Annotated in this window: 26 protein-coding genes; 9 read left to right on the forward strand and 17 right to left on the reverse strand. The window is 72.6% G+C overall.

Annotation, left to right across the window (positions count from 1 at the left end):
• Nucleotides 1-280: 280 nt before the first annotated feature.
• Nucleotides 281-1453 (reverse strand): AI-2E family transporter, encoded by a 1173-nt coding sequence (locus tag ACIPYW_RS11600; RefSeq protein ID WP_400413620.1) that lies wholly within the window; start codon nt 1451-1453, stop codon nt 281-283.
• A 34-nt stretch (nt 1454-1487) separates the two neighbouring features.
• Complete coding sequence (locus ACIPYW_RS11605) at nt 1488-2201, reverse strand: hypothetical protein (protein ID WP_400413622.1); 714 nt, start codon at nt 2199-2201, stop codon at nt 1488-1490.
• A gap of 160 nt (nt 2202-2361) precedes the next feature.
• On the opposite strand from ACIPYW_RS11605, the gene ACIPYW_RS11610 reads away from it, so the two are divergent.
• Genes ACIPYW_RS11610 through ACIPYW_RS11620 form a run of 3 tightly spaced genes read left to right on the forward strand, consistent with a single transcriptional unit; the run spans nt 2362 to nt 4816 of the window.
• Nucleotides 2362-2859, forward strand: a complete 498-nt coding sequence (locus tag ACIPYW_RS11610) for a hypothetical protein (RefSeq protein WP_400413625.1) — start codon at nt 2362-2364, stop codon at nt 2857-2859.
• A complete protein-coding gene (locus ACIPYW_RS11615; protein ID WP_400413627.1) occupies nt 2856-3542 on the forward strand; it encodes a response regulator transcription factor in 687 nt (228 codons plus the stop codon). The genes ACIPYW_RS11610 and ACIPYW_RS11615 overlap by 4 nt, the downstream gene beginning before the upstream one ends.
• The gene (locus ACIPYW_RS11620) at nt 3539-4816 is read left to right on the forward strand and encodes a sensor histidine kinase (protein WP_400413629.1); all 1278 of its coding nucleotides are present in this window, start codon (nt 3539-3541) and stop codon (nt 4814-4816) included. The genes ACIPYW_RS11615 and ACIPYW_RS11620 overlap by 4 nt, the downstream gene beginning before the upstream one ends.
• On the opposite strand, the gene ACIPYW_RS11625 is transcribed toward ACIPYW_RS11620, so the two are convergent.
• On the reverse strand, nt 4806-4946 hold the full coding sequence (locus tag ACIPYW_RS11625) for a hypothetical protein (RefSeq protein WP_400413631.1): 141 nt from the start codon (nt 4944-4946) through the stop codon (nt 4806-4808). The two genes, ACIPYW_RS11620 and ACIPYW_RS11625, sit on opposite strands and share 11 nt — an antisense overlap.
• 152 nt (nt 4947-5098) lie before the next feature.
• Here ACIPYW_RS11625 and ACIPYW_RS11630 point away from each other — a divergent pair, with 152 nt between their 5' ends.
• On the forward strand, nt 5099-5752 hold the full coding sequence (locus ACIPYW_RS11630) for a DUF998 domain-containing protein (protein ID WP_400413634.1): 654 nt from the start codon (nt 5099-5101) through the stop codon (nt 5750-5752).
• A gap of 125 nt (nt 5753-5877) precedes the next feature.
• On the opposite strand, the gene ACIPYW_RS11635 is transcribed toward ACIPYW_RS11630, so the two are convergent.
• The 3 genes from ACIPYW_RS11635 to ACIPYW_RS11645 form a co-directional block, all read right to left on the reverse strand.
• On the reverse strand, nt 5878-6471 hold the full coding sequence (locus tag ACIPYW_RS11635) for a hypothetical protein (protein WP_400413636.1): 594 nt from the start codon (nt 6469-6471) through the stop codon (nt 5878-5880).
• 180 nt (nt 6472-6651) lie between these two features.
• Complete coding sequence (locus tag ACIPYW_RS11640) at nt 6652-7572, reverse strand: SDR family oxidoreductase (RefSeq protein ID WP_400413638.1); 921 nt, start codon at nt 7570-7572, stop codon at nt 6652-6654.
• On the reverse strand, nt 7569-8792 hold the full coding sequence (locus ACIPYW_RS11645; RefSeq protein WP_400413641.1) for a zinc-dependent alcohol dehydrogenase: 1224 nt from the start codon (nt 8790-8792) through the stop codon (nt 7569-7571). The genes ACIPYW_RS11640 and ACIPYW_RS11645 overlap by 4 nt, the downstream gene beginning before the upstream one ends.
• A 127-nt stretch (nt 8793-8919) precedes the next feature.
• Between ACIPYW_RS11645 and ACIPYW_RS11650 the strand changes: the two genes are divergently transcribed.
• Together ACIPYW_RS11650 and ACIPYW_RS11655 are read left to right on the forward strand one after the other, a co-directional pair.
• Nucleotides 8920-9255 (forward strand): DUF3140 domain-containing protein, encoded by a 336-nt coding sequence (locus ACIPYW_RS11650; RefSeq protein WP_400413644.1) that lies wholly within the window; start codon nt 8920-8922, stop codon nt 9253-9255.
• Nucleotides 9256-9279: 24 nt separating this feature from the next.
• Entirely contained in the window at nt 9280-9534 is a 255-nt protein-coding gene (locus tag ACIPYW_RS11655) for a Rho termination factor N-terminal domain-containing protein (protein WP_400413645.1), read from the forward strand.
• Between the two features lie 9 nt (nt 9535-9543).
• Here ACIPYW_RS11655 and ACIPYW_RS11660 read toward each other — a convergent pair whose 3' ends face one another.
• From ACIPYW_RS11660 to ACIPYW_RS11690, 7 genes are all read right to left on the reverse strand, one after another.
• Nucleotides 9544-10323 (reverse strand): polyprenol monophosphomannose synthase, encoded by a 780-nt coding sequence (locus ACIPYW_RS11660; RefSeq protein ID WP_400413648.1) that lies wholly within the window; start codon nt 10321-10323, stop codon nt 9544-9546.
• A 27-nt stretch (nt 10324-10350) separates the two neighbouring features.
• Nucleotides 10351-11052 (reverse strand): class F sortase, encoded by a 702-nt coding sequence (locus ACIPYW_RS11665; protein WP_400413650.1) that lies wholly within the window; start codon nt 11050-11052, stop codon nt 10351-10353.
• A complete protein-coding gene (locus tag ACIPYW_RS11670; protein WP_400413653.1) occupies nt 11049-12197 on the reverse strand; it encodes a glycosyl hydrolase family 8 in 1149 nt (382 codons plus the stop codon). The genes ACIPYW_RS11665 and ACIPYW_RS11670 overlap by 4 nt, the downstream gene beginning before the upstream one ends.
• Before the next feature lie 95 nt (nt 12198-12292).
• Entirely contained in the window at nt 12293-13111 is an 819-nt protein-coding gene (locus tag ACIPYW_RS11675; protein ID WP_400413655.1) for a DUF4397 domain-containing protein, read from the reverse strand.
• A 56-nt stretch (nt 13112-13167) separates the two neighbouring features.
• Complete coding sequence (locus tag ACIPYW_RS11680; RefSeq protein WP_400413656.1) at nt 13168-15147, reverse strand: ArnT family glycosyltransferase; 1980 nt, start codon at nt 15145-15147, stop codon at nt 13168-13170.
• Nucleotides 15144-16637, reverse strand: coding sequence for a glycosyltransferase (locus ACIPYW_RS11685; protein ID WP_400413658.1), 1494 nt, complete (start codon nt 16635-16637; stop codon nt 15144-15146). The genes ACIPYW_RS11680 and ACIPYW_RS11685 overlap by 4 nt, the downstream gene beginning before the upstream one ends.
• Nucleotides 16637-17164 carry a GtrA family protein gene (locus ACIPYW_RS11690; protein ID WP_400413660.1) on the reverse strand — a complete coding sequence of 176 codons (528 nt, stop codon included), beginning with the start codon at nt 17162-17164 and terminating at the stop codon, nt 16637-16639. Before ACIPYW_RS11690 ends, ACIPYW_RS11685 begins: the two co-directional genes overlap by 1 nt.
• 164 nt (nt 17165-17328) lie before the next feature.
• Here ACIPYW_RS11690 and ACIPYW_RS11695 point away from each other — a divergent pair, with 164 nt between their 5' ends.
• A complete protein-coding gene (locus ACIPYW_RS11695; protein ID WP_400413662.1) occupies nt 17329-17547 on the forward strand; it encodes a hypothetical protein in 219 nt (72 codons plus the stop codon).
• A gap of 287 nt (nt 17548-17834) precedes the next feature.
• On the opposite strand, the gene ACIPYW_RS11700 is transcribed toward ACIPYW_RS11695, so the two are convergent.
• The 3 genes from ACIPYW_RS11700 to ACIPYW_RS11710 form a co-directional block, all read right to left on the reverse strand.
• Complete coding sequence (locus ACIPYW_RS11700; protein WP_400413664.1) at nt 17835-18686, reverse strand: family 16 glycosylhydrolase; 852 nt, start codon at nt 18684-18686, stop codon at nt 17835-17837.
• An 89-nt stretch (nt 18687-18775) separates the two neighbouring features.
• The gene (locus ACIPYW_RS11705; RefSeq protein ID WP_400413665.1) at nt 18776-19039 is read right to left on the reverse strand and encodes a hypothetical protein; all 264 of its coding nucleotides are present in this window, start codon (nt 19037-19039) and stop codon (nt 18776-18778) included.
• On the reverse strand, nt 19021-20070 hold the full coding sequence (locus tag ACIPYW_RS11710; protein ID WP_400413667.1) for an HD domain-containing protein: 1050 nt from the start codon (nt 20068-20070) through the stop codon (nt 19021-19023). The genes ACIPYW_RS11705 and ACIPYW_RS11710 overlap by 19 nt, the downstream gene beginning before the upstream one ends.
• Nucleotides 20071-20208: 138 nt before the next feature.
• Between ACIPYW_RS11710 and ACIPYW_RS11715 the strand changes: the two genes are divergently transcribed.
• Nucleotides 20209-21171 carry an SDR family NAD(P)-dependent oxidoreductase gene (locus tag ACIPYW_RS11715; protein ID WP_400413670.1) on the forward strand — a complete coding sequence of 321 codons (963 nt, stop codon included), beginning with the start codon at nt 20209-20211 and terminating at the stop codon, nt 21169-21171.
• A gap of 130 nt (nt 21172-21301) precedes the next feature.
• Complete coding sequence (locus ACIPYW_RS11720) at nt 21302-22531, forward strand: hypothetical protein (protein ID WP_400413672.1); 1230 nt, start codon at nt 21302-21304, stop codon at nt 22529-22531.
• Nucleotides 22532-22546: 15 nt separating this feature from the next.
• Here the strand turns inward: ACIPYW_RS11720 and ACIPYW_RS11725 are convergent, their stop codons facing one another.
• A complete protein-coding gene (locus ACIPYW_RS11725; protein ID WP_400413673.1) occupies nt 22547-23176 on the reverse strand; it encodes a hypothetical protein in 630 nt (209 codons plus the stop codon).
• Nucleotides 23177-23212 lie beyond the last annotated feature (36 nt).

The raw sequence follows: 23212 nt of genomic DNA on the forward strand, positions 1-23212 counted from the left end.
GCGGCGCTCGCCGGGCATCTGTCGCTTCGGCGAGGGCGCCGCGACCAGGAGCCGGGCGGGGGGGGCGGGGGGGGGCCCCCCCCCCCCCCCCCGCCGGCCCGCGGGGGCCCCCCCCCCCCCGGGCCCCCCCCCCCCCCCCCCCCCCCCCCCCCCCCCCCCCCCCCCCCCCCCGCGGGGGGGGGGCGGGGGGGCGGCCCCCCCCCCCGCCCCCCCCGGCCGTGGCCAGGGATCGACGGACGGCTGCCGCCGTCGACACGGCGACCGCCCGACGGACGGGGCGTCAGCCGACGGGGACGTCCTCGCGGCGCTTCTGACGCCACGGCTCGGCCGGCTGCTCCGGACCGTTCCACACCTGCACGACGCCCCACGCGGCGGCGAGGAGCGGCACCGAGATGATCGCGCCGGTGACCCCGCCGAGGACCGTGCCCGCGGTGAGGCCGACGAGGATGACGAGGCCGTGCAGGCTCAGCGTCTTGCCCATCAGCACCGGCTGGAGGAAGTTGCCCTCGATCTGGTTGACGAGGACGACGATCGCCACGACGATGATCGCCTGCACCGGGCCGACCGACACGAGCGTCACGAGGGCGGCGAGCGTGCCCGCGATGGGGGCGCCGATCATCGGGATGAACGACGTCACGAACGCCACGACGGCGAGCGGGATCGTCAGGGGGACGCCGAGGATCGCCAGCCCGGTCCCGATCGCGAGCGCGTCAAACGCGGCCACGGCCGCCGTCCCGCGCACGTAGCCGCCGAGCGTCTGCACGACCCGGTCACCCACCCGACGAGCACGGTCGTACTGCCCACCGGTGAACGGGCGGAGCAGGAACTCCCAGAGCGCCGGACCGTCCTTGAGGAAGAAGAAGAGGATCACGGCCATCAGCACGGCGCCCGTGACGAAGTTCGTCACCGCCGAGATGCCGGCGATCGCTCCGGAGCCGAACTGCGGACTCGTGACGAACGACACCACACCGTCGACGGCGTCGTTGATCTGCGAGTCCGTGATCCGGACCGGGAGGTCGTGCAGCACGTCCTGCAGCTGCTGCAGCCCGCTCACCGCCGACGACTGCAGGCTCGACCACTGGTTCGCCACCGCCGCGACGAGCAGCCACGCCACACCGGCCATCACCGCGAGCACCGCGACGAAGCACGCGATCGTCGCGAGCACCGACGGGACGCCGTGCCGCCGGAGCCACGACACGAGCGGGAACAGCGCCGACGCCACGATGAGCGCGAGCAGGACCGGGATGGTCACGAGGCTCAGCTTCACGGTCGCGAGGACGATCATCGACGCCACCACGACGACCACCACGAGCTGCACGCAGCGCACCGCGAGCCGTCCGAACGGGTCGGACCACAGCGACCTCCGGCCGTCGATCGGGGCGGTGGTCCGGTGCAGGAAGGGCATGGCGTCCTCGGGGTCGGTGCGGTGGAGCGGGCAGGACCCCGTCGTCACCCGATCGACGCTACCGACGCGCGTCCGTCACCGCTCACCGGAACGGACGGACGTCGCTCGTGGTCTCGCCCCGCGGCGACAGCTGGACGAGCCGGTACGACGCACCACCGTCGTACGCGAGCACCACGGTGTGGCCCTGCCACAGGTAGGGGTACGCACTCGGCTTCGGACGGTTCGCCGTGAACTCCGACAACACCGCGCTCCGGACGAGCGCCCCGCCCTTCCGGTCGTAGACCGCGACCTCGTCCGGCGAGCTCGCGGTCGCCAGCGAACAGGTCGTGTCCACGAGGTACTGCTGGCCGCCGTCCCCGCGGAGGTCGCCCGAGGCCGTCACCAACGACGCGAGGTCGCCGTCGCAGATCTGCAGGCCGGGGTGCGGCGTCGCAGCGATCGCCTGCTGCAGCCCGGCGACCGACGTCGCCTCCGGGTACGCGTCCTGCGCGCCGGGCCGCGGCGGCTGCCCGGACGGGAACCCGGCGCCCGCACCCGCCGCGGCGCTCCCCGTCGCACCCGTCGTGCCCGTCGCACCGTCCGCCTGGGTCGGGGGAGCGGCCGACGCGGTCGCCGTCACGGCGGGGGTCGCCGTCGGTGTGGACGCCACCGCCGTGGGGGAGTCGGACCCCGCCGAGGTGACGGACGCGGGGGACGACGGCTCCACGGCGCCGGAGGCGGCACACCCCGAGAGCGCGAGCGTGGACGCGGCGACGACGATCATCGCCGAACGGACGAGAGGCGTGTGGAGCTGCATGGTCTCGACCGTAGCCACCCGTCGTCGCAGCACCACGACAGCTCCGCCGTGGTGACGAGCGCACGGCGTCCCCGAACCGCACGACAGCGTGGGAACATCTGTCACGGGACTGACACATCCCTGCAGCGCGACCGAGACCGGCAGGACGGAGGCTCACACCATGACCCGAACCGTCCCCTGGCGAACCACCGGCCTCGCCGCCGCCGCGCTCGCCGTGGTGAGCGTCCTCGTCGCCGCCACCGGCGCCATGGCCGCACCACTCGGACACGACGCCGCACCGGTCCGTGCCGACCCCGCCGTCCGCACCGCCTACTACGCCGGCTGCGGCGACCAGGCCGTCGCCGAGCCCGTGTCCGTCCCGATCTGGTGCCAGTCCGCCGACCAACGCCTCGAGGACCTCACCTGGTCCTCCTGGGGTGGCAGCCGGGCACTCGCGACCGGCGTGTTCACCGACAACCCGTGCGACTGCGCCGGCGGCACCGTCACCACGTACCCGGTCGCGGTCCGGTTCGACGACCCCACCACCGTCGGTGCCGCGCAGCGGTACGGGCGGCTCAGCATCACGTTCGCCGCTGACCGACCGGCGTGGGCCGTCCGACCCACCATGCACTTCCTGTGGGGCGACCTCGGCTTCCTCACCGACCAGGAGCGCCCGTGAGACGCGGGAACGCCGACGGACCGGCCCCGCTCGTCCTGCTCGCCGAGGACGACCCCGACGTGCGCGAGACGACCCAGCTGCTCCTCCTGCGCCGAAGCTGGCGCGTGACCCCGACCGCGGACGGCGTCGACGCGCTCGCCGCCGTGGACGTCGAGGTGCCCGACGTCGCCGTCGTCGACGTCGCGATGCCGCGGATGAACGGCCTCGACCTCACAGCCCGGTTGACGGCGCTCGGCGTCCCCGTCGTGCTGCTCACGGCCCGGAGCCTCCCCGTCGACGAGGTCTCGGGACTCGCCGCCGGCGCCGACGACTACGTCACGAAGCCGTTCGACGCCGACGTCCTCTCGGCGCGGCTCCACGCGGTGCTCCGCCGTGCGCGGGGCGTCGTGTCCGAGGCCGTCACGATCGGCGACGTCCGGATCGACCTGCGCGCCCGACGGGTCGAGCGGAACGGGGTGCCGGTGAGCCTCACGTCGGTGGAGTTCCGTGTCCTCGAGGCCCTGCTCCGCGAGCGCGGTGCGGTCCTCAGCCGGGAGCAGGTCGTCGCGATGGCGTGGGACAGCACCTGGCAGGACCCCCGCATCGTCGACACGAACGTGCAGCGGCTCCGGCGCAAGCTCGGCGCCGAGGTCGTCGAGACGGTCCGTGGGTTCGGCTACCGCATCGAGGCCGACCGCGCATGAGCAGGGCGTGGTCCTCCGCGGACACGGTGCGTCGCCCCGCGCCCCCCAACGAGCGCGTCCCCTGGTGGCGCTCCCTCCGCTTCCGGACCGCCGTCGCCATGACCCTCCTCGCGACGACGCTCGTCGTCGGTGCCGGCGCGGTGTTCGCGCGGACCGCGATCGACGGGGCGACCGCGCAGCTCCGGCAGCAGGCGCTCACGCAGCTCGACGAGACGACGGCGACCCAGGCGTTCGGCGGCAACCTCCCGCCGCGCGCCACCGACGACCCCTCGGCGCTCCCGGCGGCACTCCGACGGGCGCTCGACGCCGGCGGTCCCGTCACCTACGACGACGGCGACTCGATGTGGGCGGCGCGTCGACAGAGCTCCGGCATCATCGCGACGCGGATCGACGACGCCCCGGTCCGGGAGCAGTGGGCAAACCTGCAGCGCACCTTCGTCGTGGCCGCCGTCCTCGCCGCGGCCGTGGCGGCCGTCGGTTCCTGGATCTCCGCCGGACGACTCACCGCCCGACTCCGGCGGGCCGCGGCGGCGGTGGACGACACCGTCGCGGGACGCACGCCCGACGCGGTCACCGGGGACGACGAGGTCGCCGTGCTCTCCCGTGGGCTGGCGGAGACGGCCGCCGCCCTCGCGCGGAGCCTCGACCACGAGCGGGCGGTCACGGCCGAGGTGGCGCACGACCTCCGGACGCCCGTCACCGCCCTGGTCGGTGCCGCCGAGCTGCTGCCGGACGGCCCGGACGCCGCTCGGGTGCGACGGGTGGCCGACCGCCTCCGCCAACTCCTCGACGACCTGCTCGACCTCTCCCGCGCCGCGCACGACGCCGGTGCCGTGCACGCCGTCCCGCGCGACCTCGGGAGCACGGTCGACTGGCTGCTCCGACGCGAGGGGCTGGACGGCCGAGTGCAGCGCGACGCCCGGCCGACCGACACGGTGATGGTCGACCCGGAGCACCTCGCACGGGCGGTGACGAACCTCGTCACGAACGCCGAACGGCACGGCGCCCGACCGGTCGTCGTCCGCACCGAGGGCACCACGCTCACCGTCCGCGACGCCGGCCCCGGGTTCCCCGAGGAGCTGCTGCGCGACGGCCCGAGGCGCTTCGGTGCGCTGGGGTCGCACGCCGGTGCCGGCATCGGGCTCGCCATCGTGCTGCAGCACCTCGCCGCGTTCGGGGCGGTGCTCCGGCTCGAGGACCCGGGTGACGGAGCGGCGGCGGTCGTCGAGCTCCGGGCGGCAGACCCCGACGCACGGTCGGGTTTCAGCGCGTGACCGGGAGCACCCATAACACGGCGAGACCGACGATCACGGTGAACGTCACGGCGATCGCCACCTCGAGCAGCAGCACCACCAGGTCGTCCTGGGCGTGGGAGTCGTCGGTCTCGTGCGTCGGGAAGGTCATGGCGGCACGCTAGGTCCCGCGTGTGACCGCCGTGCGGCAGCTCCGTGTCCGGACGCCCACCGATGAGCCCCGAATCCCGGTGCGTCGGCTCGTGTGCTGTCACCGAACTGCCACGGACCGACCGCAACAGCGCACCCTGTACGATCGCTCAGGTGTGGAAACAGCAGCTCGCCGGATGGTCCTGGATCGCCGCGGCGATCGCGCTCCTCGCCCAGCTCCTGGTGGCGGCGGCGTGGCCCGGCCAGTACTCCTGGGCCGACAACACGATCAGCGACCTCGGCGCGACCACCTGCGGTGTGTTCGACGCCGGCACCAGGGTCGAACGCACCGTCTGCTCACCGCTGCACGTCGTCGCGAACGCGGCCACCGTGGTGAACGGTCTGCTGCTGACGGTCGGCGCGATCGCCGTGACGCTGGCCCGGTCCCGCCCGCTCGGGGTCGTCGGACCGGTGCTGCTCGCGGTCGGCGGTCTGCTCGTGGTCGGCGTCGGTGTCACGCCGCTCGACAAGGCACCGGCCGCGCACGAGGCGTTCGCGCTCGCACAGGCTCCCGTCCAGTGGACCGGGATGGTCGTGGCCGCTCTCGCCGCCCGGCGAACGGGCATGGGGACCCTGGCGGTCGTGACGCTCGCCGCGACGGCGGTGTCCGTGGTCGGCCTCGGCCTGTTCGTCAGCGCGGTCGGTGGGGGAGCCGCCGCCGCGGTGGGCGTCGGCCTCGTCGAGCGGTTGGCGTTCGACACGCTGACGATCTGGGGCGTCGTCGCCGGCGTGCTCCTGCTCCGCCGCACCGTTGCGGTCTCCGCCTGACGGTCGGGAGGCACGGTGCCGGCCCGCACCGTCCTCCCTCGCAGGCTCGGTCGGCGCACCCCGCGCAACGCTCCGCGTCGCAGCTGAGCGGGATGCGCCCGTCCGTCAGGACGCGCGTCGACGCGTCAGCAGTCGGCCTTGCTGATCGCGAGGTCCAGCGTCTTCTGGTCGCTCGCGAACACGTAGTGGTACTGCATGCCGATGCCGTCGTCGAGCAGCTTCTTCGTCGCGCTCGTGGTGCAGGCGTTCGACACGACGGACTGCCGGAGCGTGCTCTGCTGCACCGATGACGAGTCGACCGACTGCGAGATCGTGTAGTCGTAGCGGATGGCCTTGCCACGTGCCTCGATGTCGGTGAGCGTCGTGACGGAGTCGATCTGCTTCGGCAGGTCGTAGTCCTTCTTCAGCTCGGTGACACCCTGCTGGACCTGGTCCTCGGCGGAGGGCTGCATCGCCGACGTGATGGCGTACCGGACGCCGAACGCGACGACGGCCGCGACGACGACGGACGCGATCGTGATGCCGATCGCGGCGGCACGGGACCGCTTGGCCTTCGGCCGCGGCGCGTACGGCGCGGCCCCCGGGGACGGCTGGCCCGGGTACGGCTGGCCCGGGTACGGCTGGCCCGGGTACGGCTGACCGGGCTGCGGCTGCGCCGGGTACTGCTGACCGGGCTGCTGCGGCTCGCCCGTCGGGCTGCTCGGTGGTGTCGTGCTCATGCGTTCCCCCTGTGCTCCTGCGCGCGACCACCCCGGCCGCGCCCCCGAGACAGTACCAGCGTGGAACGACGGCGTGGGCAGGCGGACGACCGGGACGGCCGGTGGCCGATCCGGTGTGCGGACCCCGGGGATCGCGCACCGGATCGGCCACCGGCCCGATCGAGGTCGTGGTCGCCGTCGTCAGGGCGTGACCATGCCGCCGTTCACGTTGAGCGTCTCGCCGGCGACGTAGCTCGACTCCTGCGACGCGAGGAACACGTACGCCGGTGCCAGCTCGGCCGGCTGCGCGGCACGCCCCATCGGCGACTCGCTCGACCCGAACTCCGGCAGCGTCGACGGGTCGACGCCGCCGCTCGGCTGCAGCACGGTCCACGTCGGGCCGGGGGCGATCACGTTGACCCGGATGCCCCGCTCGACGAGCAGCTGCGACAACCCCTTCGAGAAGTTGTTGATCGCGCCCTTCGACGCTGCGTAGTCGAGCCGGTCGGGAGCCGGCTTGTACGCCTCCATCGACGCGGTCGTGGTGATCGTCGAGCCGGGCTGCAGGTGCGGGAGTGCCGCCTTGACGAGGCGGAAGAGGCCGAACACGTTGACGTCGAACGTGGCCTCGAACTGCTCGTCGGTGATGTCGAGCAGGTCCGGCTGCCAGCGTTGCTTGCCCGCGACGCTGACGAGGGCGTCGAGTCCGCCGAGGCCCTCGACGGTGCGCCCGACGAGTTCGCTCGCGTACGAGCGGTCGCGGAGGTCGCCGGGGACGGCGACCGCGGTGCGACCGGCCGCCTCGATCTGCTCGATGACGTGGTCGGCGTCCGACTGCTCCTCGGGCAGGTACGCGATCGCCACGTCGGCGCCCTCGCGGGCGAACGCGATCGCGACGGCCGCTCCGATGCCGGAGTCGCCACCGGTGACGAGGGCCTTCCGGCCGGCGAGCCGGCCGGTGCCCCGGTACGTCGACTCGCCGAGGTCGGGCACCGGCGTCATCTCGGCTTGGAGGCCCGGCTCGGCCTGCGTCTGCGGCTCCGGTGAGACGTTCGGGTACCGGGTGCGCGGGTCCGCCCAAGCGAACTGGTCGGACGGCGCAGCCTGGTCGTCCGTGCTCATCGGGCCGCCTCCAGCTCCACCTTGATCCAGCCCGGCTCGCGCCGGTCGAACGCCTCGTAGGCCTCGATCGCGGACCCGATCGGCTCGTGCTCGGTGATCAGCGCGGTCGGGTCGAACTGCCCGGCAGCGACCATGTCGATGAGCGGGGGCGTCACCGAGTGGTGGTCGCAGTTGCCCATCCGGACGGTGAGGTTCTTGTTCATCGCCTCGCCGATCGGGTAGTGCTCGGCGGTCGGCCCGTACACGCCGATGATGCCGATCCTGCCGTACTTCGCGACCGACGCGACGGCCCAGCGCGCAGCCTGCGACGGCCCGTCGCCCGGCTTCCACCGCTGCTCCTCGCCGCGCCCCTTCGCCGAGGCGTCGGGCGCGACCTGCGCCACCTCGTCGTCGAAGTCCGCCGCCTGCTGGTCGTCGACCGCCGCCGGACCGTGCTTCGGCCGCTCGGCGTCGATCCCGACGGCGTCGATGACGCAGTCCGCGCCGATCCCGTTCGTGAGGTCCATGATCGCCTGCACGGGGTCCTCGGTGTTGTAGTTGACGACCTCGCAGTGCTGCTCGAGTGCCGCGGCGAGCCGCGTCTCCTCGCCGTCGACGATGATGACCCGCGCAGCACCGAGCTTGTACGCCGAGGCGGCGGCGAACTGTCCGACGATGCCCGCGCCGAACACGACGACGACGTCGCCGCGGGTGACACCTGCGAGCTCGGCGCCGAACCAGCCGGTCGGGAAGATGTCGGACAGCAGGATCGCCTGCTCGTCGCTGACGTTCTCGGGCAGCGGGTGCATGGTGTTGCGCGCCCAGGGTACCCGCACGTACTCGGCCTGCAGGCCGTTCACCGGGCCGGTCGACTGCGGACCGCCGAAGAAGCTCGTACCGGCCTGCGGCCCGTTCGGGTTGGCGACGTCGCACTGCGCGGTCTTGCCCATCCGGCAGTACCGGCAGGCGCCGCACGAGATCGTCGAGTTGATCACCACGCGGTCGCCGGGGCTGAACCCGCGCACGGCGTCGCCGACCTCGGTGACGACGCCGACGGCCTCGTGGCCGAGGATCGTGCCCTCCTCCATCGGCGCCATCGTGCCGCGGACGAAGTGCAGGTCCGTGCCGCAGATCGCGCTCTTGGTGATGCGGACGATCGCGTCCTCTGGGTGCTGGATGGTGGGCTCCGGGACCTCGTCGAGGCGGATGTCCCCGATGCCGTGCCAGACGACTGCGCGCATGTGTTCCTCTTCCGTCGTGGGGTTTCGCGCAGACCACACAACCCGCCGACCGCTCCGAGGACGTGGAGCGTCAGTCCGCTGGGCGCACCGCACGTCGACGATCAGGCGGACCGGGTTGGGTCGGAGCATGAGCGACGACCAGAAGGAGATCCGCGACGACTTCGCGGACGCCGTCAACATGACCGCCACGGAACTGAAGAAGTGGCTCGACACCGACGAGTCGAAGGAGGTCGGCCAGAAGTCCGACGGCGGCGGCGAGTCGACCGGGCACGAGAGCGGCCGGCACATCGTGCGGATCCTCGAGAAGAAGCAGGGTGACTACACCGACGACGACTACGCCCACATGAAGAAGGTCGTCGGGTACGTCGCACGGCACTCGAAGCAACGGCCGAAGGGCGACGTGCACGACACCAAGTGGCGGTACTCGCTCATGAACTGGGGCAACGACCCCGAGAAGGACTGAGGGCCGCGGCGTAGCGTCCGTGCCATGCCGAACCAGTTGAAGAAGCCGGACATGTACGAGGAGCTCCGCAAGGAGGGCGCCTCGAAGGAGAAGGCTGCGCGCATCAGCAACGCCGCTGCGGCCCGGGGCACGAAGGCCGTCGGGAAGAAGGGCGGTGAGTCCGGCTCCTACGACGACTGGACGGTCGCCGACCTGCGGAAGCGGGCGAAGGAGCTCGGACTCACCGGGTACTCGTCGAAGCGCAAGAGCGAACTGATCGACGCCCTCCGCGACCACTGACGCCCGACGTCACGCCACGTGGGCGTTGGTGCGGACGGAGGGCAGGGGTCGGTGGTCGCGGACGAGGGCGAGGACTTCGCGGAGGCGTCGGTCGATGCCCCACTTCGTGACCAGGGTGAGTGATTCGCGGACGATGTTGCCGCTCATCTTCGACACCCCGTGCTCACGCTCGGTGAACGTGATCGGCGTCTCGACCACGTGCAGCCCCGCCTCGAGGGCGCGCCAGCACAGGTCGACCTGGAAGCAGTACCCCTTCGACGCGATCCCGGCCAACTCGATCCGCTCCAACGCGTTGCGGGTGAAGACCCGGAACCCGCCGGTGGCGTCCCGCACCGCGATCCCCAACGCGATCCGGGTGTAGAGGTTCCCGCCACGGGAGAGCGCTTCCCGGTACCAGGGCCAGTTCTCGACCTGCCCGCCCCGGACCCAGCGGGAGCCGAGGACGAGGTCGTTGGTGTCGGCGAGTTCGAGCATCCAGGGCAGGTACTCCGGGTGGTGGGAGCCGTCGGCGTCCATCTCGACGAGCTTGTCGTAGCCGTGCTCGAGCCCCCACGCGAACCCGGCGAGGTACGCCCCGCCCAGACCGTCCTTCACCGTGCGGTGCAGCACGTGCACCCGGTCGGTCTCGGTCGCGAGCTGGTCGGCGATGTCACCGGTGCCGTCGGGTGAGTTGTCGTCCACGACCAGCACGTGCACCGACGCGTCCGTGGCCGCGAGCGTGCGCGCCACGATCGCACGGATGTTCTCCGCTTCGTCGTACGTCGGGATGATGACCAGTGACTCGGGCATCGTGGTCTCCTTCGTTCAGTCGGTCGGTCAGTCGTGCACGAGGGTCGCGAACACGATGAGGTTGTCGGTGTAGTGCCCGGTGGCGGTGTCGAACGTGCCGTCACACGTGATCAGCCGCAGTGCCGGGGTGGGGGAGGTGCCGTAGACGTCGCTCGTGGGGAACGCCGACTTCGCGGCGCGTTCGGAGCGCTGCACCTGAAAGACCCGGTCGCTGCCGTCGGACATCCGGACGGTGATCCGGTCCCCGGCGACGAGCTCGTCGAGTCGGTAGAACACCGCCGCGCTCGTGGGGGAGTCGACGTGGCCCGCGATCACGGCCGGGCCGACCTGTCCGGGGACGATGCCGTCGCTGAACCAGCCCGCGCTGTCCCAGTCCTTCGGCGGGTCGAGCTCGCCGGCCGCCCCGCGGTGCAGGTCCTCCAGTCCGCTCGACACCCCGATCGCGGGGATCTCCACGCGGACGGGCGTCGCGGTCGAGGCCGCTGCGGGAGCGGCCGGGTCCTGGAACCCCTCGGTGGCGGAGTCCGACCGGGCCGCCCCTCCGGACGGGCTTGCCGCACCGGTCGCGCTCGGGTTCACGGTGGTGGCGGCATCCGGGGAACCGCCGTTCGACGCGGCGACCGCGACGCCTGCGACCGCCCCGCCGGCGAGCACCACGGCCACGCCGACCGCGATCGCCAGGGTCGGCCGACGACGTGGCGTCCGGTGCGACGCAGCCCGGCGGCTCACGAGTCGCTCCCGGAGCCGGCCGCGCACCCGCCGAGCACGTCGGAGGTGAGCATCGTCGCGCCGAGCGCGGCCCAGGCATCGCCGTAGTACGTCGGTGTCGTGGCCGCGGTCCGGTCCGCCCGCTCGAGGTCGGCCCGCGCCGCCGACGTGCTGCCGGCAGCGTGCTCGGCCGCCGCCCGCGCTGCGTAGGCGAGGGCGTTCGTGTCGCCCGTGACCGCGGTGCCGCCGAGGTCGAGCTGCGCCGCGAGCTGGGTCGTGCGGCGGAGCGTCGGCGCGATCGACCCGGCGAGCTTCCGGTCGGCACTGGTGCACGCCTCGGCGTACCGCAGCGGGAGGCGCATCGCGTCGTAGCCGTAGAGCACCCGGCCGTCGTCCGCCGACGCGGGCATCGGTTCGACGCGGCCGTCCGCGTGCACCTGTGACCAGTCACTCGGCAGGTCGGTGGCGCGCAGGAGGGAGGCGGTCACGGTGCGCGACCCCGTCTCGAGTTCGTTCCACCGGTCGTCGCCGGTCGCCTGGGCCAGGACCCGGTAGGCGGCGGGCGAGGCGTAGGAGGCGTCGTACCGGTAGGGCTCCTGGTCGGCCCAGGGACCGGCGAGCAGGATCCGGCCGGCGTCCGTCTCGACCGTCTCGTGCTCGAGGATCGCCGACGCGAGGCGCTTGCCGGCGGCGGTGTAGCGGGGTTCGTCCCACGCCTGCCCCGCGAGCACGAGGGCCCGCGCGGCGTCGAGGTCGGCATCGCTCGCGGACTGCTCGTCGGCGACGCCGCCCTTCGGCGTCCACCGCCAGGCGAGCAGGTCGTCGTCGGTGAGCAGGTGCCGTGCGGTCCACCGCCAGACGTCGTCGAACCTCGAGCGGTCACCGGCGGCGTACGCGATGAGCAGGCCGTACGCCTGACCCTCGCTGACGGTGTCGCCGCCCTGGTCCGTCCGGACGACGCGGCCGTCGTCCACGTAGCGATCGAGGAACGCCGTGCGCAGCTGCGCGGCGGACCGGGTGGTGTCGGGTGCGGTTGTCGAGGTGGGGGTGGACGCCGCCTGCGGCGCCGACCCGTCCGACCAGGGGTGGACGGCGACGACGGCTGCGCCGGCGGCGACGGCGACCGCCGCGATCGCGGCGACCGGGATCCAGGTCCTGCGGTGCACGGGGCCTGCCTCTCGTTGGGTGGCGGGTGGGGGTCCGGACTGGAGGCCCGGTGCGGGTGAGCGGGTCAGCGCACCGACACCGCGCCTCCCGGCCGTCACCGGAAGATGCTGCGGAACGCCGCGACGATCGCGTGGAACGCGTCGGTGGCCGGACGGTCGGTGGCCGTGCCGCCACCGCCCGTCTGGACGCCGCCCTTCGGGGTGGCGGCGGTCGCCGCCGCGTCGGTCACGGGCACGACCGTGAGGTCGCCCTTGCTGTCGTCGAGCACGAACAGGGTGGAGACGGTGTTCCCGGCGAGGTCGACCTTCGCCGTGCCGCGCTGCCCGCTGCCGGTCACGTCGAGCGTCCACTTGCCGCTCTTCACGGTGGCGTAGCCGGTCGCGGTGCCGAAGGCGGCGTCCTCGGCGACGGTGGTGCCGGTCGAGGTGGCGACGTCGACGCGCTTCGCGGTGGTCGCGGCCTGCACGAGCCGGAGCTTCGCCTTGCCGTCGCCGGGCTGCTGCAGGTCGTCGGTGAACGCGGTGGTCTTGAGGTCCGAGTTCTTGCCGTAGGCGACGACGGTGTTCGCGTCACCCGCGCTGACCGTGACGTCGGTCGAGATCACCGGGGTGGAGTCCGGAGCGTCGGCGGCGCGCATCGACAGGACGTACGTGCCGACGGGCAGCTCCTGGTACGGGCTGACCTGGCCGTAGGTCACGTCGTCGAGCTCGAAGACCTTCTTGCCGCCGGAAAGGCTCGACAGTTCGACGTCGACGCCCTTCGTGTCCGGGGAGAGGTGCCCGACGCGGAGCCAGCCGTCGTCGGGCGTGGCGGCCGAGGCGGTCTGGGGTGCGAGGCCGACGGTCGCGGCGACGAGGGCCGCGGCGAGGGTGCCGACGACGACGGGGCGTGCGGTGCGGGTGCGTGCGGTCATGGTGGTGCTCCTTCGGATGGAGGTGCGGTTCGGGTCGGTGCAGGGACGGCGTCGCGTCACGCTGTGGTGGGGGCGGTCGTGGGGTCGATCGGCGCGTAGGTGACGACGAGCTCGTCGCCGTGCCGTTCGACCGACTCGGGGCGGTAGGCGTCCGACATCGCCTCGAGGGTCCGCTCGACCCGGGTCGTGGCGGCAGCGCCGTCGGTGTGCAGGACCACGCGGCGGAAGGCCTGGCCGGTCTCGCCCGTGAGCGGGGTGAAGCGGTCGACGGAGACCCGTTGGTCGGCGAGCACCTGGCCGAGTGCGATCATCGCCCGGCTGTCGACCTGACCGGCGCGGAACTGGGACCGCGTGCCGCCGTCGGCCTCGAGTGCGGGGTTGGCGGCGAGCTCGGTGCCCATCGCCTTCCGCTGGTCGGTGGCCTTCGTGATGGCCTGCTCGGCTGCGGCCTGGCCCTCGGAGTGGATGCGGCGGACGTCGACCTGCTGGTCTCCGGTACCGAACACGGCCACGGTGGTCGAGTTGCGGATGGCGTCGGCGACGTCCTGCGACGAGTTGCCGCCCGTGCGCATCGAGTCGGTCGTGACGACGTAGTCCGAGTCCTTCCAGCCGTTCGGCGACTGACGTTCCACGGCGGCGTCCGTGTCGAGCTTGTAGTACCAGACGACGTTGTCGCGGGCGAACCCGGCCTTGACGAGGTCGACCCACATCGCGTCGTCCACGAGGAGCCGCGAGGACTTCGGGACGTTGTCGCCGACCCAGCGCTCGGCCTGCTGCATGGGCTGGTCGAGGTCGCTCGTCGTGAAGCCGCGGAGCTGTGCGGTCCAGAGCGGTGCTGCGACGGCGAGCGCGGCGACGGTGACCGCTGCCCACGTGATCCCGAGGGTGCGACGGACGCCGCCGGGGAGTCGGCTGCGGCTCCGGGACCACCCGGCGATCGCGACGACGGCGCGGTCGGCCGTCCACGCCACGAGGAGCGCGGCGAACGGGATGAGCATGATCACGTACGGCACGGGCAGGTAGCCGTTCGGCCGGAACATGAACGCGAGCAGGAAGACGAGCATCGCGGCGATCGGACGGACCCGACGGAGGAACAACCCCACGACCGCGGCGACGCTCCCGAGCACGATGAACACCGGGTCGAGCGCCCACCACTGGGCGGCGGCCTGGTTCGCGAGGCTCCCGCCGTCGAAGACCGACCCCGACGCGGCGCGCGAGCCGAGCTGGTACGTGATGCCCTGGAGGAGGCTGACGCGACCGGGTCCGGGGAGCAGCTCGCCCTTCACCGCGGCGAGCAGGAGGTAGCCGCCGCCGATCACCGTGAGCACGGCACCGGCGACGCTGAGCGTGTACCGGCGGGTGCTCTTGTCGGCGCCGCGCACCGCCATCCAGATGAGGAACGGCAGCGCGAGCAGGTACGTCTCCTTCGAGAGCACGGCGATGCCGAGGCAGGCGGCCGCGCCGGCGAACCCGGCGAGCTGCTTGCGGCGGCTCAGCACCAGCACGAACGCGGCGAGCAGCCACGGGGTCGCGACGTTGTCGATGTAGACGGTGCGGTGGTACTGGAGCGCGAGCGGCGACAGCGCGAAGACGAGCACGGCGACCGCTGCCGTGGGGCGTGCCGCACCGATGCGGCGGGCGAGCACGAACAGCAGCACGCTCGACACCGCGGTGAAGAACACCATCGACTCGCGCGCTGCCTCGACGGCGAAGGGGTAGCGGGCGAATGCACCGGTCACGGACGTGTACGCCGCGATCTGGATCCAGCCGAGCGGCGGGTGGTCGTACCAGTAGGTGTAGTGCGTGAGCTCGCCGAGGTTGGTGATCGCCCAGGCCTGCGCGGTGTAGGTGCCCTCGTCGTCGATGCGCTGGGGCGTGCCGCCCATGTTCCAGAGCTGCACGGCCGCGGCGACGGCGAGGACGGGGAGCAGCCAGGCGAGGCTGACGGCGTGACGGCGGACCCAGCCGGCCGCGCCGGTGTGGGCGATCGCACCCCGGATCGGGATGCCGGTCGTGTGCGTCGTGCTGGCGGTCATCGGGTGCCTCCGGTGGTCTGCAGCTCACGGGCGTCGGCGGACTGGGTGTCGTCCTCGGTCACGGCGTTCGGGAAGCCGACGACCTCGGGCGCGGGGGTGCGGTGCTGCCCGGTGTGCTCCGTCTTCTCCCAGCCGTTCTGGCCCTGGACGTGTCGCACGACGGCGCGGACGGCCGCTGCGGCGAGGAACACCTGGTAGGGGATCAGGCCGAGCACGAGCTTCACGTAGTCGCGGACCCGGACCTTCTCCTTGTAGAGCCGCCCGAACTCACCGAGGCCGACGATCTCCACGGCCAGCAGCATGAGGGTCGGGGCGAGCGGGATGAACGAGATGAGCGCGATCGAGGTCGGGACCTTCACGAACGCGATCATGAGGACGCTGAGCGGGATGAGGAGCCCGGTCGCGGCCTGGATGAACGGCATCGTCAGGAGGTACCGCGCGAAGAAGCGCTGCTTGCGGGTCGGGAGCTTCTTCCACTCGCCCTTGCCGAGCACCTGGAGGAATCCCTGGTTCCAGCGGGTGCGCTGCTTGAGCAGGGACGCGAAGGTCGGCGGGGTCTCCTCCCGGGTGACGGCCTCGGGGGAGTACGCGACGACGACCTTGGCGTTGTCGGCGCTCAGTCGGACGCCGAGTTCGCAGTCCTCGGCGAGGCAGTGCGCGTCCCACCCGTTCGACCACTCGAGGCGCTCGCGGGTGACGAAGACGGTGTTGCCGCCGAGCGGGATGAACTTCGACTCGGCGTGGAAGTGCAGGCGCGAGCGGAACCAGAAGTAGTACTCGAGCACGTTCCGGAGCGACCACCAGCTCGACTTGAAGTTCATGAGCTGCACGCCGCCCTGCACGACGTCGGCGCCGGTCTCCTGGAAGCGGGAGTCGACGAGGGTCAGCAGGTGCGGGTAGACCTCGTCCTCGGCGTCGAACACCCCGACGACGTCACCCGTCGCGTACTGGAGCGCGAGGTTCATGGCCTTCGGCTTGTTCTTCGGTGCCGTGTCGTCCACGACCACCTTGATGAGCTCCGGGTGGCGTGCGGCGGCCGCGCGGACGACCGCGTCGGTCTCCGGGTCGTCCTCGCCGACGATCGCGATGATCTCGAAGTCCGGGTGGTCCTGCGTCGCGAGCATGTCGAGGGTCTGGCCCATCACGTCCTGCTCGTGCCGACCGGGCACGAGCAGCGTGAAACGGTGCGCGGCCGGACGCGGCGTCTCGCTGAAGCGGGTCGCCTTGAGCGCATCGCGCGAACGCCACGCGTGCAGCATCCACCAGAGCGTCGACAGCGCGACCAGCGTGAGCAGGACGGAGATCGCGACCAGCGCGGAGTAGCCGATCCACTCGCCCAGCGACCAGGCGGCCTGCGGGAGCTGCCCCGAGCCTCCCGTCGGGGTGTTCGTGGTGCCGCGGTTCGGCACCGTGCCGGACGTGGCGGGGGAGCCTGGCTGCAGCAGGGGGGCGGCCGCGGTGACCAGCGCGGCGGAGAGGGTGGTCGTCATCAGGCCGGAGCCTCCTTCGTGGGACGAGCGTCGGTGGAACGGAAGACGAGGGCCTTGTACGCGGCGAAACGGAACGCTGTGCCGAGGACCAGGCCGACCCCGTTGCCGGCGACGTTGTCGGCGAGGGTGGATCGGAGACCGAGGACGTAGTGCGAGACGAACAGGCAGGCGGCCGCGATGCCGAGGCCGACGAGGTTCGCGAGGGCGAAGAGGAGCCCCTCGCGGACGGTGGCGCGACGATCGACGCCGCGCTCGGAGCGGAAGGTGATGGACCGGTTCGCGACCCAGGCGACCGCGGTCGAGACCACGGCCGACACGACCTTCGCCCAGATCGGGCTGTCGGGCAGGACGGTGGCGCGGAGGGCGTTGTACACGGCGAGGTCGATGACGAAGCAGACGGCGCCGATGGTGCCGAAGGACGCGATCTGGCGTCCGAGGGTGAGCAGGCGGGTGGCGCGGACGGCGCGGACCGGAGTGGGGGCCTCGGTCTCGGGTGACACCAGAACGGGGGTATCGGTCGAGGTCATGCCCCCGATTCGGGGGGCTGCTCGGAGCGGTTTGGGCGGGGGGCGGGGGTTGCCAGGGTTCTGCCAGACAGGCGACACCTGCTGTTCACATGGGGTACGGAAGTCCGTACCGGTCTGTCCACGGCGGGGTCGCGGCGCCGGGTGGTCTGCGGGACAATGGATGCGTGAGCTTCACCGGCATGCCCCGCTTCCGCAAGTTCTGGTCGACCGTGCAGGTCGCCGTGCTGTCCGCGGCCGTGCTGTTCTGCATCGTGATGCTGGTCATCGGGCAGGGGAAGCTCGACCGGGTGTACGCGGTCGCGGCGATCTTCTTCGGCCTCGCGCTCGCCGGGCACGCCACGTACCTCTGGCTGACCGCGCGGGCGGCGCGCAGCGGCCGCTGACGCGCGGCGCAGCAGCCGCTGACGCGGGGCGCACGGGCGGCGCGCCTCGCGGGGCGTGGCACGTTCTGTCGCTTTCGGGAAAGCGACAGAACGTCGCGCGGCGATCGCAGCGATGTGTCGCTTTCGCAGTCGCCACCGGCCTGCTGAGCCGGGATCTGTCGCTTTCGCGACCGACGGCCGGACGGGAGGCCCGTGGCGGGCCCGCCACGTCTGCCCTCGCAGGCTCGGGCAGCGCGCCCCGCGTGACGCTGGCGCGTCACCGCTGAGCGGGGCGCGCCCGGCCATTGTCAGGAAAGTCGGGAGACGCGCACCCAGTCGACGGTCATCTGCTGCGGGAAGCGCGTGGACGCGTCCGGCGACCCGGGCCAGCCGCCGCCGACCGCGACGTTGAGGATCACGAAGAACGGCCCGTCGAACACCCAGAAGTTCGTGCCGACGTCCGCGCGGGTGACGGTGCGGTACGCGACCCCGTCGACCGTCCACGTGATCGAGTCGGGACGCCAGTCGACGCCGAAGACGTGGAAGTCGTCGGCGAACGCCGCGCCGGACGGGTTGCGGTAGGTCGACGAGATGCCGTTCTCGCCCGAGTAGCCGGGGCCGTGCACCGTGCCGTGGACGAGCGTGGGTTCGTGGCCGACGTTCTCCATGACGTCGATCTCGCCGCACGCGGGCCAGCCGACCTGCCCGATGTCGGCGCCGAGCATCCAGAACGCCGGCCAGATGCCCTGCCCGCGAGGGATCTTGATACGGGCCTCGACGCGGCCGTACTGGGCGGTGTAGGTGCCCTCGGACTTCAGTCGCGCGGAGGTGTAGGTGCCGTCGGCCTCGCGGCGGGCCGTGATGACGAGGTTGCCCCGGCCGTCGAGCTGGGCGTTCCGACGGGAGTCCGTGTACGTCTCGAGCTCGCCGTTGCCCCAGCCGCCGGCGCCGAGGTCGTACCGCCAGATCGCCGGGTTCGGTGCGCTGCCGGCTGCGCCGTCGAACTCGTCCGCGGCGAGGAGCGTCATGGTCGTGCTCGCCGCGCGTGCGGTGCCGTTGCCGTGCGCGAGGGCGGCGGTCGTGGCGGCTGCGGTCGCGGCGGCGCCGGTGAGGCCGAGCGTCACGAAGCGACGTCGGTCGATGGCTGGTCCCTGGTCCATGTCGGGAATTGTGCGGTGCAACAGCCGCGCGCGCCAGCGATGCGCCAGTATCCGCAGGTCACGGGCGTGCGACGGGGCGGCCTGGTTCGTCAGCGAGTGAGGTGCCAGATGAGGGGGAGGACCAGCCCTGCGACCCAGGCGGCGACCACCAGCAGACCGCCGACCGCGATCCACCGGCGTCGGCGGCGGAGCTTCGGGCTGCGGTCCTCGCCCCACATCTGCGCGCGGACGAGGACGCGGTTCGCCTGGGCGACGACCTTCTGCACCTCGGGGTCGTCGAGTGGGAGGGTGCCGGACCGGGCGTGCTCGGCGATGGCGGTCGCCTCTTCGACGGTCAGCTCGTCCTTGCGCATGGGCCCATCGTCGCACTGGTGGCGCTCGTCGCGCTGGTGGTCATTGCGCTGGTGCTCGTCGCGCTGGCGTCGTAGCGGACCGCGACCTCGTACGGCAGCGAGCGCTGCAGCTCGTCGACCCGAGGGTCGTGCAGCCGTCGGCCGTCCGCGGTCGGCAGGTCGAGGTAGCTGCGGCGCACGACGTGGCGGTACACGCCGACGCCCGAGGTCCGTCCGACCCGTAGCCGCCACCGCTCGGGGTGCCGGCGGAGCGAACGGGCCTCGGCGGCGGTCGACGGGTCCGTCCCGAGGAGCGCCCAGAGCTCGTCGTCGGTCGCGGCCGCGAGCTGCCGTTCGTCGAGCAGACCGCCGGCCACCGCGCGGGACACGAGCGCACGGAGCACCGTGACGGGCACGAGGTTCGCGGTCGAGCGCTGGGCGCGGGCCTCCCGCACGGCGAGGTCGACGAGCTCCGCGGCGTCGTCGGGGTCCGCGTCCACCGCGCCGTCGACCAGCCGGAGCCGTCGCAGCAGCTCGTGCGGGGGCGTCGTCGTACGGCCGTGCACCTGCCCGCTCCGCAGGAACGAGTCGAGGTGGTCGAGCTTGAGGCCGCCGTGCGCCGGGGTCAGCACCGAGGGGACCCGACCGTCGTCGATGGCGATGACCCGCTCGGCGTCGATCGGGTGGTCCTCGGCGAGGGACCGGACCGCGGCACGCCCGAGGGTGTGGTGCTCGAGGCCCGCGATGCCCTCGAGGGTGTGGCTGAACGGCAGGTGCCCGACGTCGTGGAGCAGCGCCGTGACCCGGGCGTCGTGGTCGTCCGGCGCGAAGTGTGCGACGAGGGCGAGGACGCCCAGGGAGTGTTCGAGCCGCGAGTACGCCTGCGTCGTCGTGATCGACGCGGCGCCGGCGTGGGCGACGAACGCGAGGCGCCGCACCGGCCACGCGGTGAGCAGCGCGCGCTCGGTCGGTGTGAGCGCGACCTCGACACGCCAGAGTGGGTCGAACCACAGTCCGTCGTGGCCCAGGGTGTCCACCGCGTCGTCGTGCACCCCTCCACGCTAGCGGGCAGCACCGACGCTCGGGTGCCGGGTGCCGGGTGCCGGGTGCCGGGTGCCGGGTGCCGGGTGTCGGGTGCCGGGTGTCCTTCCTGTGCCGCGTCGGACCCGCGTCCGGGTAACACCGGGGGCATGGCACATCGGTTCCGCGGTCAGGTCGTCGTCGTCACGGGAGCATCGAGCGGCATCGGGAGGGCCACCGCACACGAGTTCGCTCGACAGGGCGCGACACTCGTGCTCGCCGCGCGGTCGCACGACAGCCTCGAGGCGGCAGCGGCCGAGTGCCGCGGGCTCGGGGCTCCCGAGGCGATCGCGATCCCGACCGACGTCGCCGACGAGCACGCGGTCGCGGACCTCATCGGGACGACGACGACCCGTTTCGGACGGATCGACGTGTTCGTCGGCAACGCGGCCCTGTTCGTCTACGGCCTGTTCGAGCAGACCCCGACGGAGTCGTTCAAGCGTGTGGTCGACACGAACCTCTACGGCCACCTCAACGCGATCACCCACCTGCTGCCGCACTGGAAGCAGCGCGGGAAGGGCACGTACGTGCTGGTGGGGTCGATCCAGTCGCTCCTCAGCGCGCCGTACCAGTCGGCGTACGTGACGAGCAAGCACGCGGCGCTCGGGCTGGTGGACGTCCTCGGCGACGAATTCGCGGGCACGGGCATCCGCTTCACGTCGCTGCTGCCCTCGACGATCGACACGCCGATCTACCAGAACGGCGCGAACTACACCGGCAAGGCCTCGCACCCGCTGCCCCCGACGGTCTCGGTCGAGCGGGCCGGCCGTGCCGTGGTGCACGCAGCCATCCACCCGAAGCGCTACCGGTTCGTCGGGCGCATCCAGGCGTCCCTCGTGCCGCTGCAGTACGTGTTCCCGGGGTTGTTCCACCTCATCACGAAGCCGATGGTGGAGACGTTCGCGCTCCGCGGCCGGCAGCAGCCAACGGACGGCAACCTGCACGTCCCCGCCGACGCCGGGAACGCGACGAACGGCGGCTGGGTGGCGAAGCGGCGGCGCGTCACGCGGCCGCTCGTGTGGGGCGGTGCGATCGCGGTCGCCGCGGCGTTGGTCCTGCGTCGGCGCGGTTGAGCGGACGCATGCGACCCGCCACGACGTGGTCGTCGCGATCGTGCGGCGCGTCCGTCGCGGCCCGGTAGCCTGCTGCCGGGAGTGCGCAGGGCGCGCCGGGCGTGCGGCGCTCCCGGAACCGGGGGAGCGGATGAGCGACGTGCAGCAGCAGACCGTCGTCGAGGTCGACACCGAGGACGCTGCACGCGCGCGCTGGAACGGTCCGCGGAACCCGTGGCCGGTCGTGTTCGTCACGGCGTGGATCCTCGCGTTCTTCGTCTTCGTCGCGGTCTCCGTGTACGAGAACGCATGGCGCTTCCGCGACGTCGCGGCCTCGTTCTGGATCGGCGCCGCGTGGGCGCTGCCCCTGCTCGTCGTCGTGCACGGGACGCACGCGGTGCGGTTCCGACGTGGCGGTCCGCTCGCGCAACGGCAGAACGCGGTGTTCCGTCGTGCAGCGGCCCGTCTCCTGGCGGCTGCTCGTGGCGCCGGGATGCCCGAGCTCGACGAGGCGGCTGTGCTCCGGATGCTCCGTGCGCGGGACAACGGGCCGGACCCGGGGACCGGGGAGCGGGGTGGTCCTGACTGGCCACTGCTGCGCTGGGACCTGCCGCTCGCCGGTCGCCGCTCCCGCACCACCGTGGTCGCCGAGCGGATCGGCACCCCCGAGCCGGGCGGACGTCCCGAGCGGACCCGCCTGACGCTCCGAACCCCTCGTGTCGAGGCTGCACGCCCGGGAGCCCCACGACCCGTCGCACGCCGCGGCCACGACCCGTCCGCAGACGTCGTCGTGCTCGGAGCGTACCGGTCCGACTCCCCGGCACCGATCACGGCCTCGCGCATCGGTGGGGCGCCGGCCGTCCCGCGGGACTGGGAGTGGCCCACATGCGCGGAGCACGACGAGCCGATGCAGTTCACGGCGCAGATCGAGCACCGCAGCACGCTGGTCAGCGCGTTCGTGTGTCAGTTCGACCCCGGCACGTGCGATTCGTGGGACGCCGACAGCGGCGCGAACGCGGCGTTCGTGTTCAGCGGACGTGACCTCGTGCTGGCCGACCCACCGGTCTCACCGCATGGTGACCCCGACGACCCCGATCCCGTGTACCCGCCGCTCCTGCCGGACTCGATGCTGCTCGGGACCGCGTCGGTCACGGCGGCACGTGACGGTGTTGTCACCGCTGCACTCGACGTTGAGGGGGCCGTCGTGGCCGGGCAGTACGGAGGCGAACCACCCTGGATCCAGGAGGACGACACGCCCGAGGGTCTCGCGTTCGTGGCCTCGATCGAATCGGAGCCGCTCGGCTTCGACTTCGGTGACGCCGGTCGTGCGTACGTCTTCAGCGACGGCCGCCGGGCCGCGGTGCTCTGGCAGTGCACCTGAAGCGGAGTCGACGCTTCAGAGTTGCGGAGGAAAGTCGCGCGGCGCCGGTGAGCCGCCGAGCGTCCACTCGCCGGTCAGGAGGAACGACCGCTCGGGTTCTCGGGACGCGACGGCCCGGTCCAACTCGGTGAGCTCGGTGCGCTCGTCGCTCCGTGCCGTGTCGGGCGAGTCCCAGAAGCCGGTCTCACGTCGGAGATCGACCGACCAACGCTCGAGGTCCTCCTCGTCCCAGTACATCTCCACGAGTTCCCCGAGCACGAGCTCGACGACGGGCCGCTCGGTTCGTACGGCCACCGACCGGACGTCCTCGAGGAAGCGCCCGAGTGGTTCAGCGACCCCGGGGAGCGCGGCGGCGACTCCCGGCAGCCGCTGCGCGAAGACCCGCTCCGCGACCGGCCACGCCACCACGACGTCCGTCACCGACGGGTCGGGCCCGTCGCCCGCGTTCATCGCTGCGCTCAGCCGGTCGAGGTGCGCAGCCCAGAACGCGGGGGACACGAACCCGCACCACCCGAAGGGCAGCAGGTACTGCACGTCCCAGGACCCGACGGCCTCGGTCGTGAGTTCGTCGTGCGCTGGCGCGGGAACGGCGCCCTCGCCGACCGTCGCGGCCGATCGGACGATGCACGTGACCCGGTTCCCCACGGCACAACGCTACCGCCCACGAGCGGGAGGCACGGG

The sequence above is a fragment of the Curtobacterium sp. NPDC089689 genome, assembly GCF_044749145.1.
Classification (GTDB): Bacteria; Actinomycetota; Actinomycetes; order Actinomycetales; family Microbacteriaceae; genus Curtobacterium.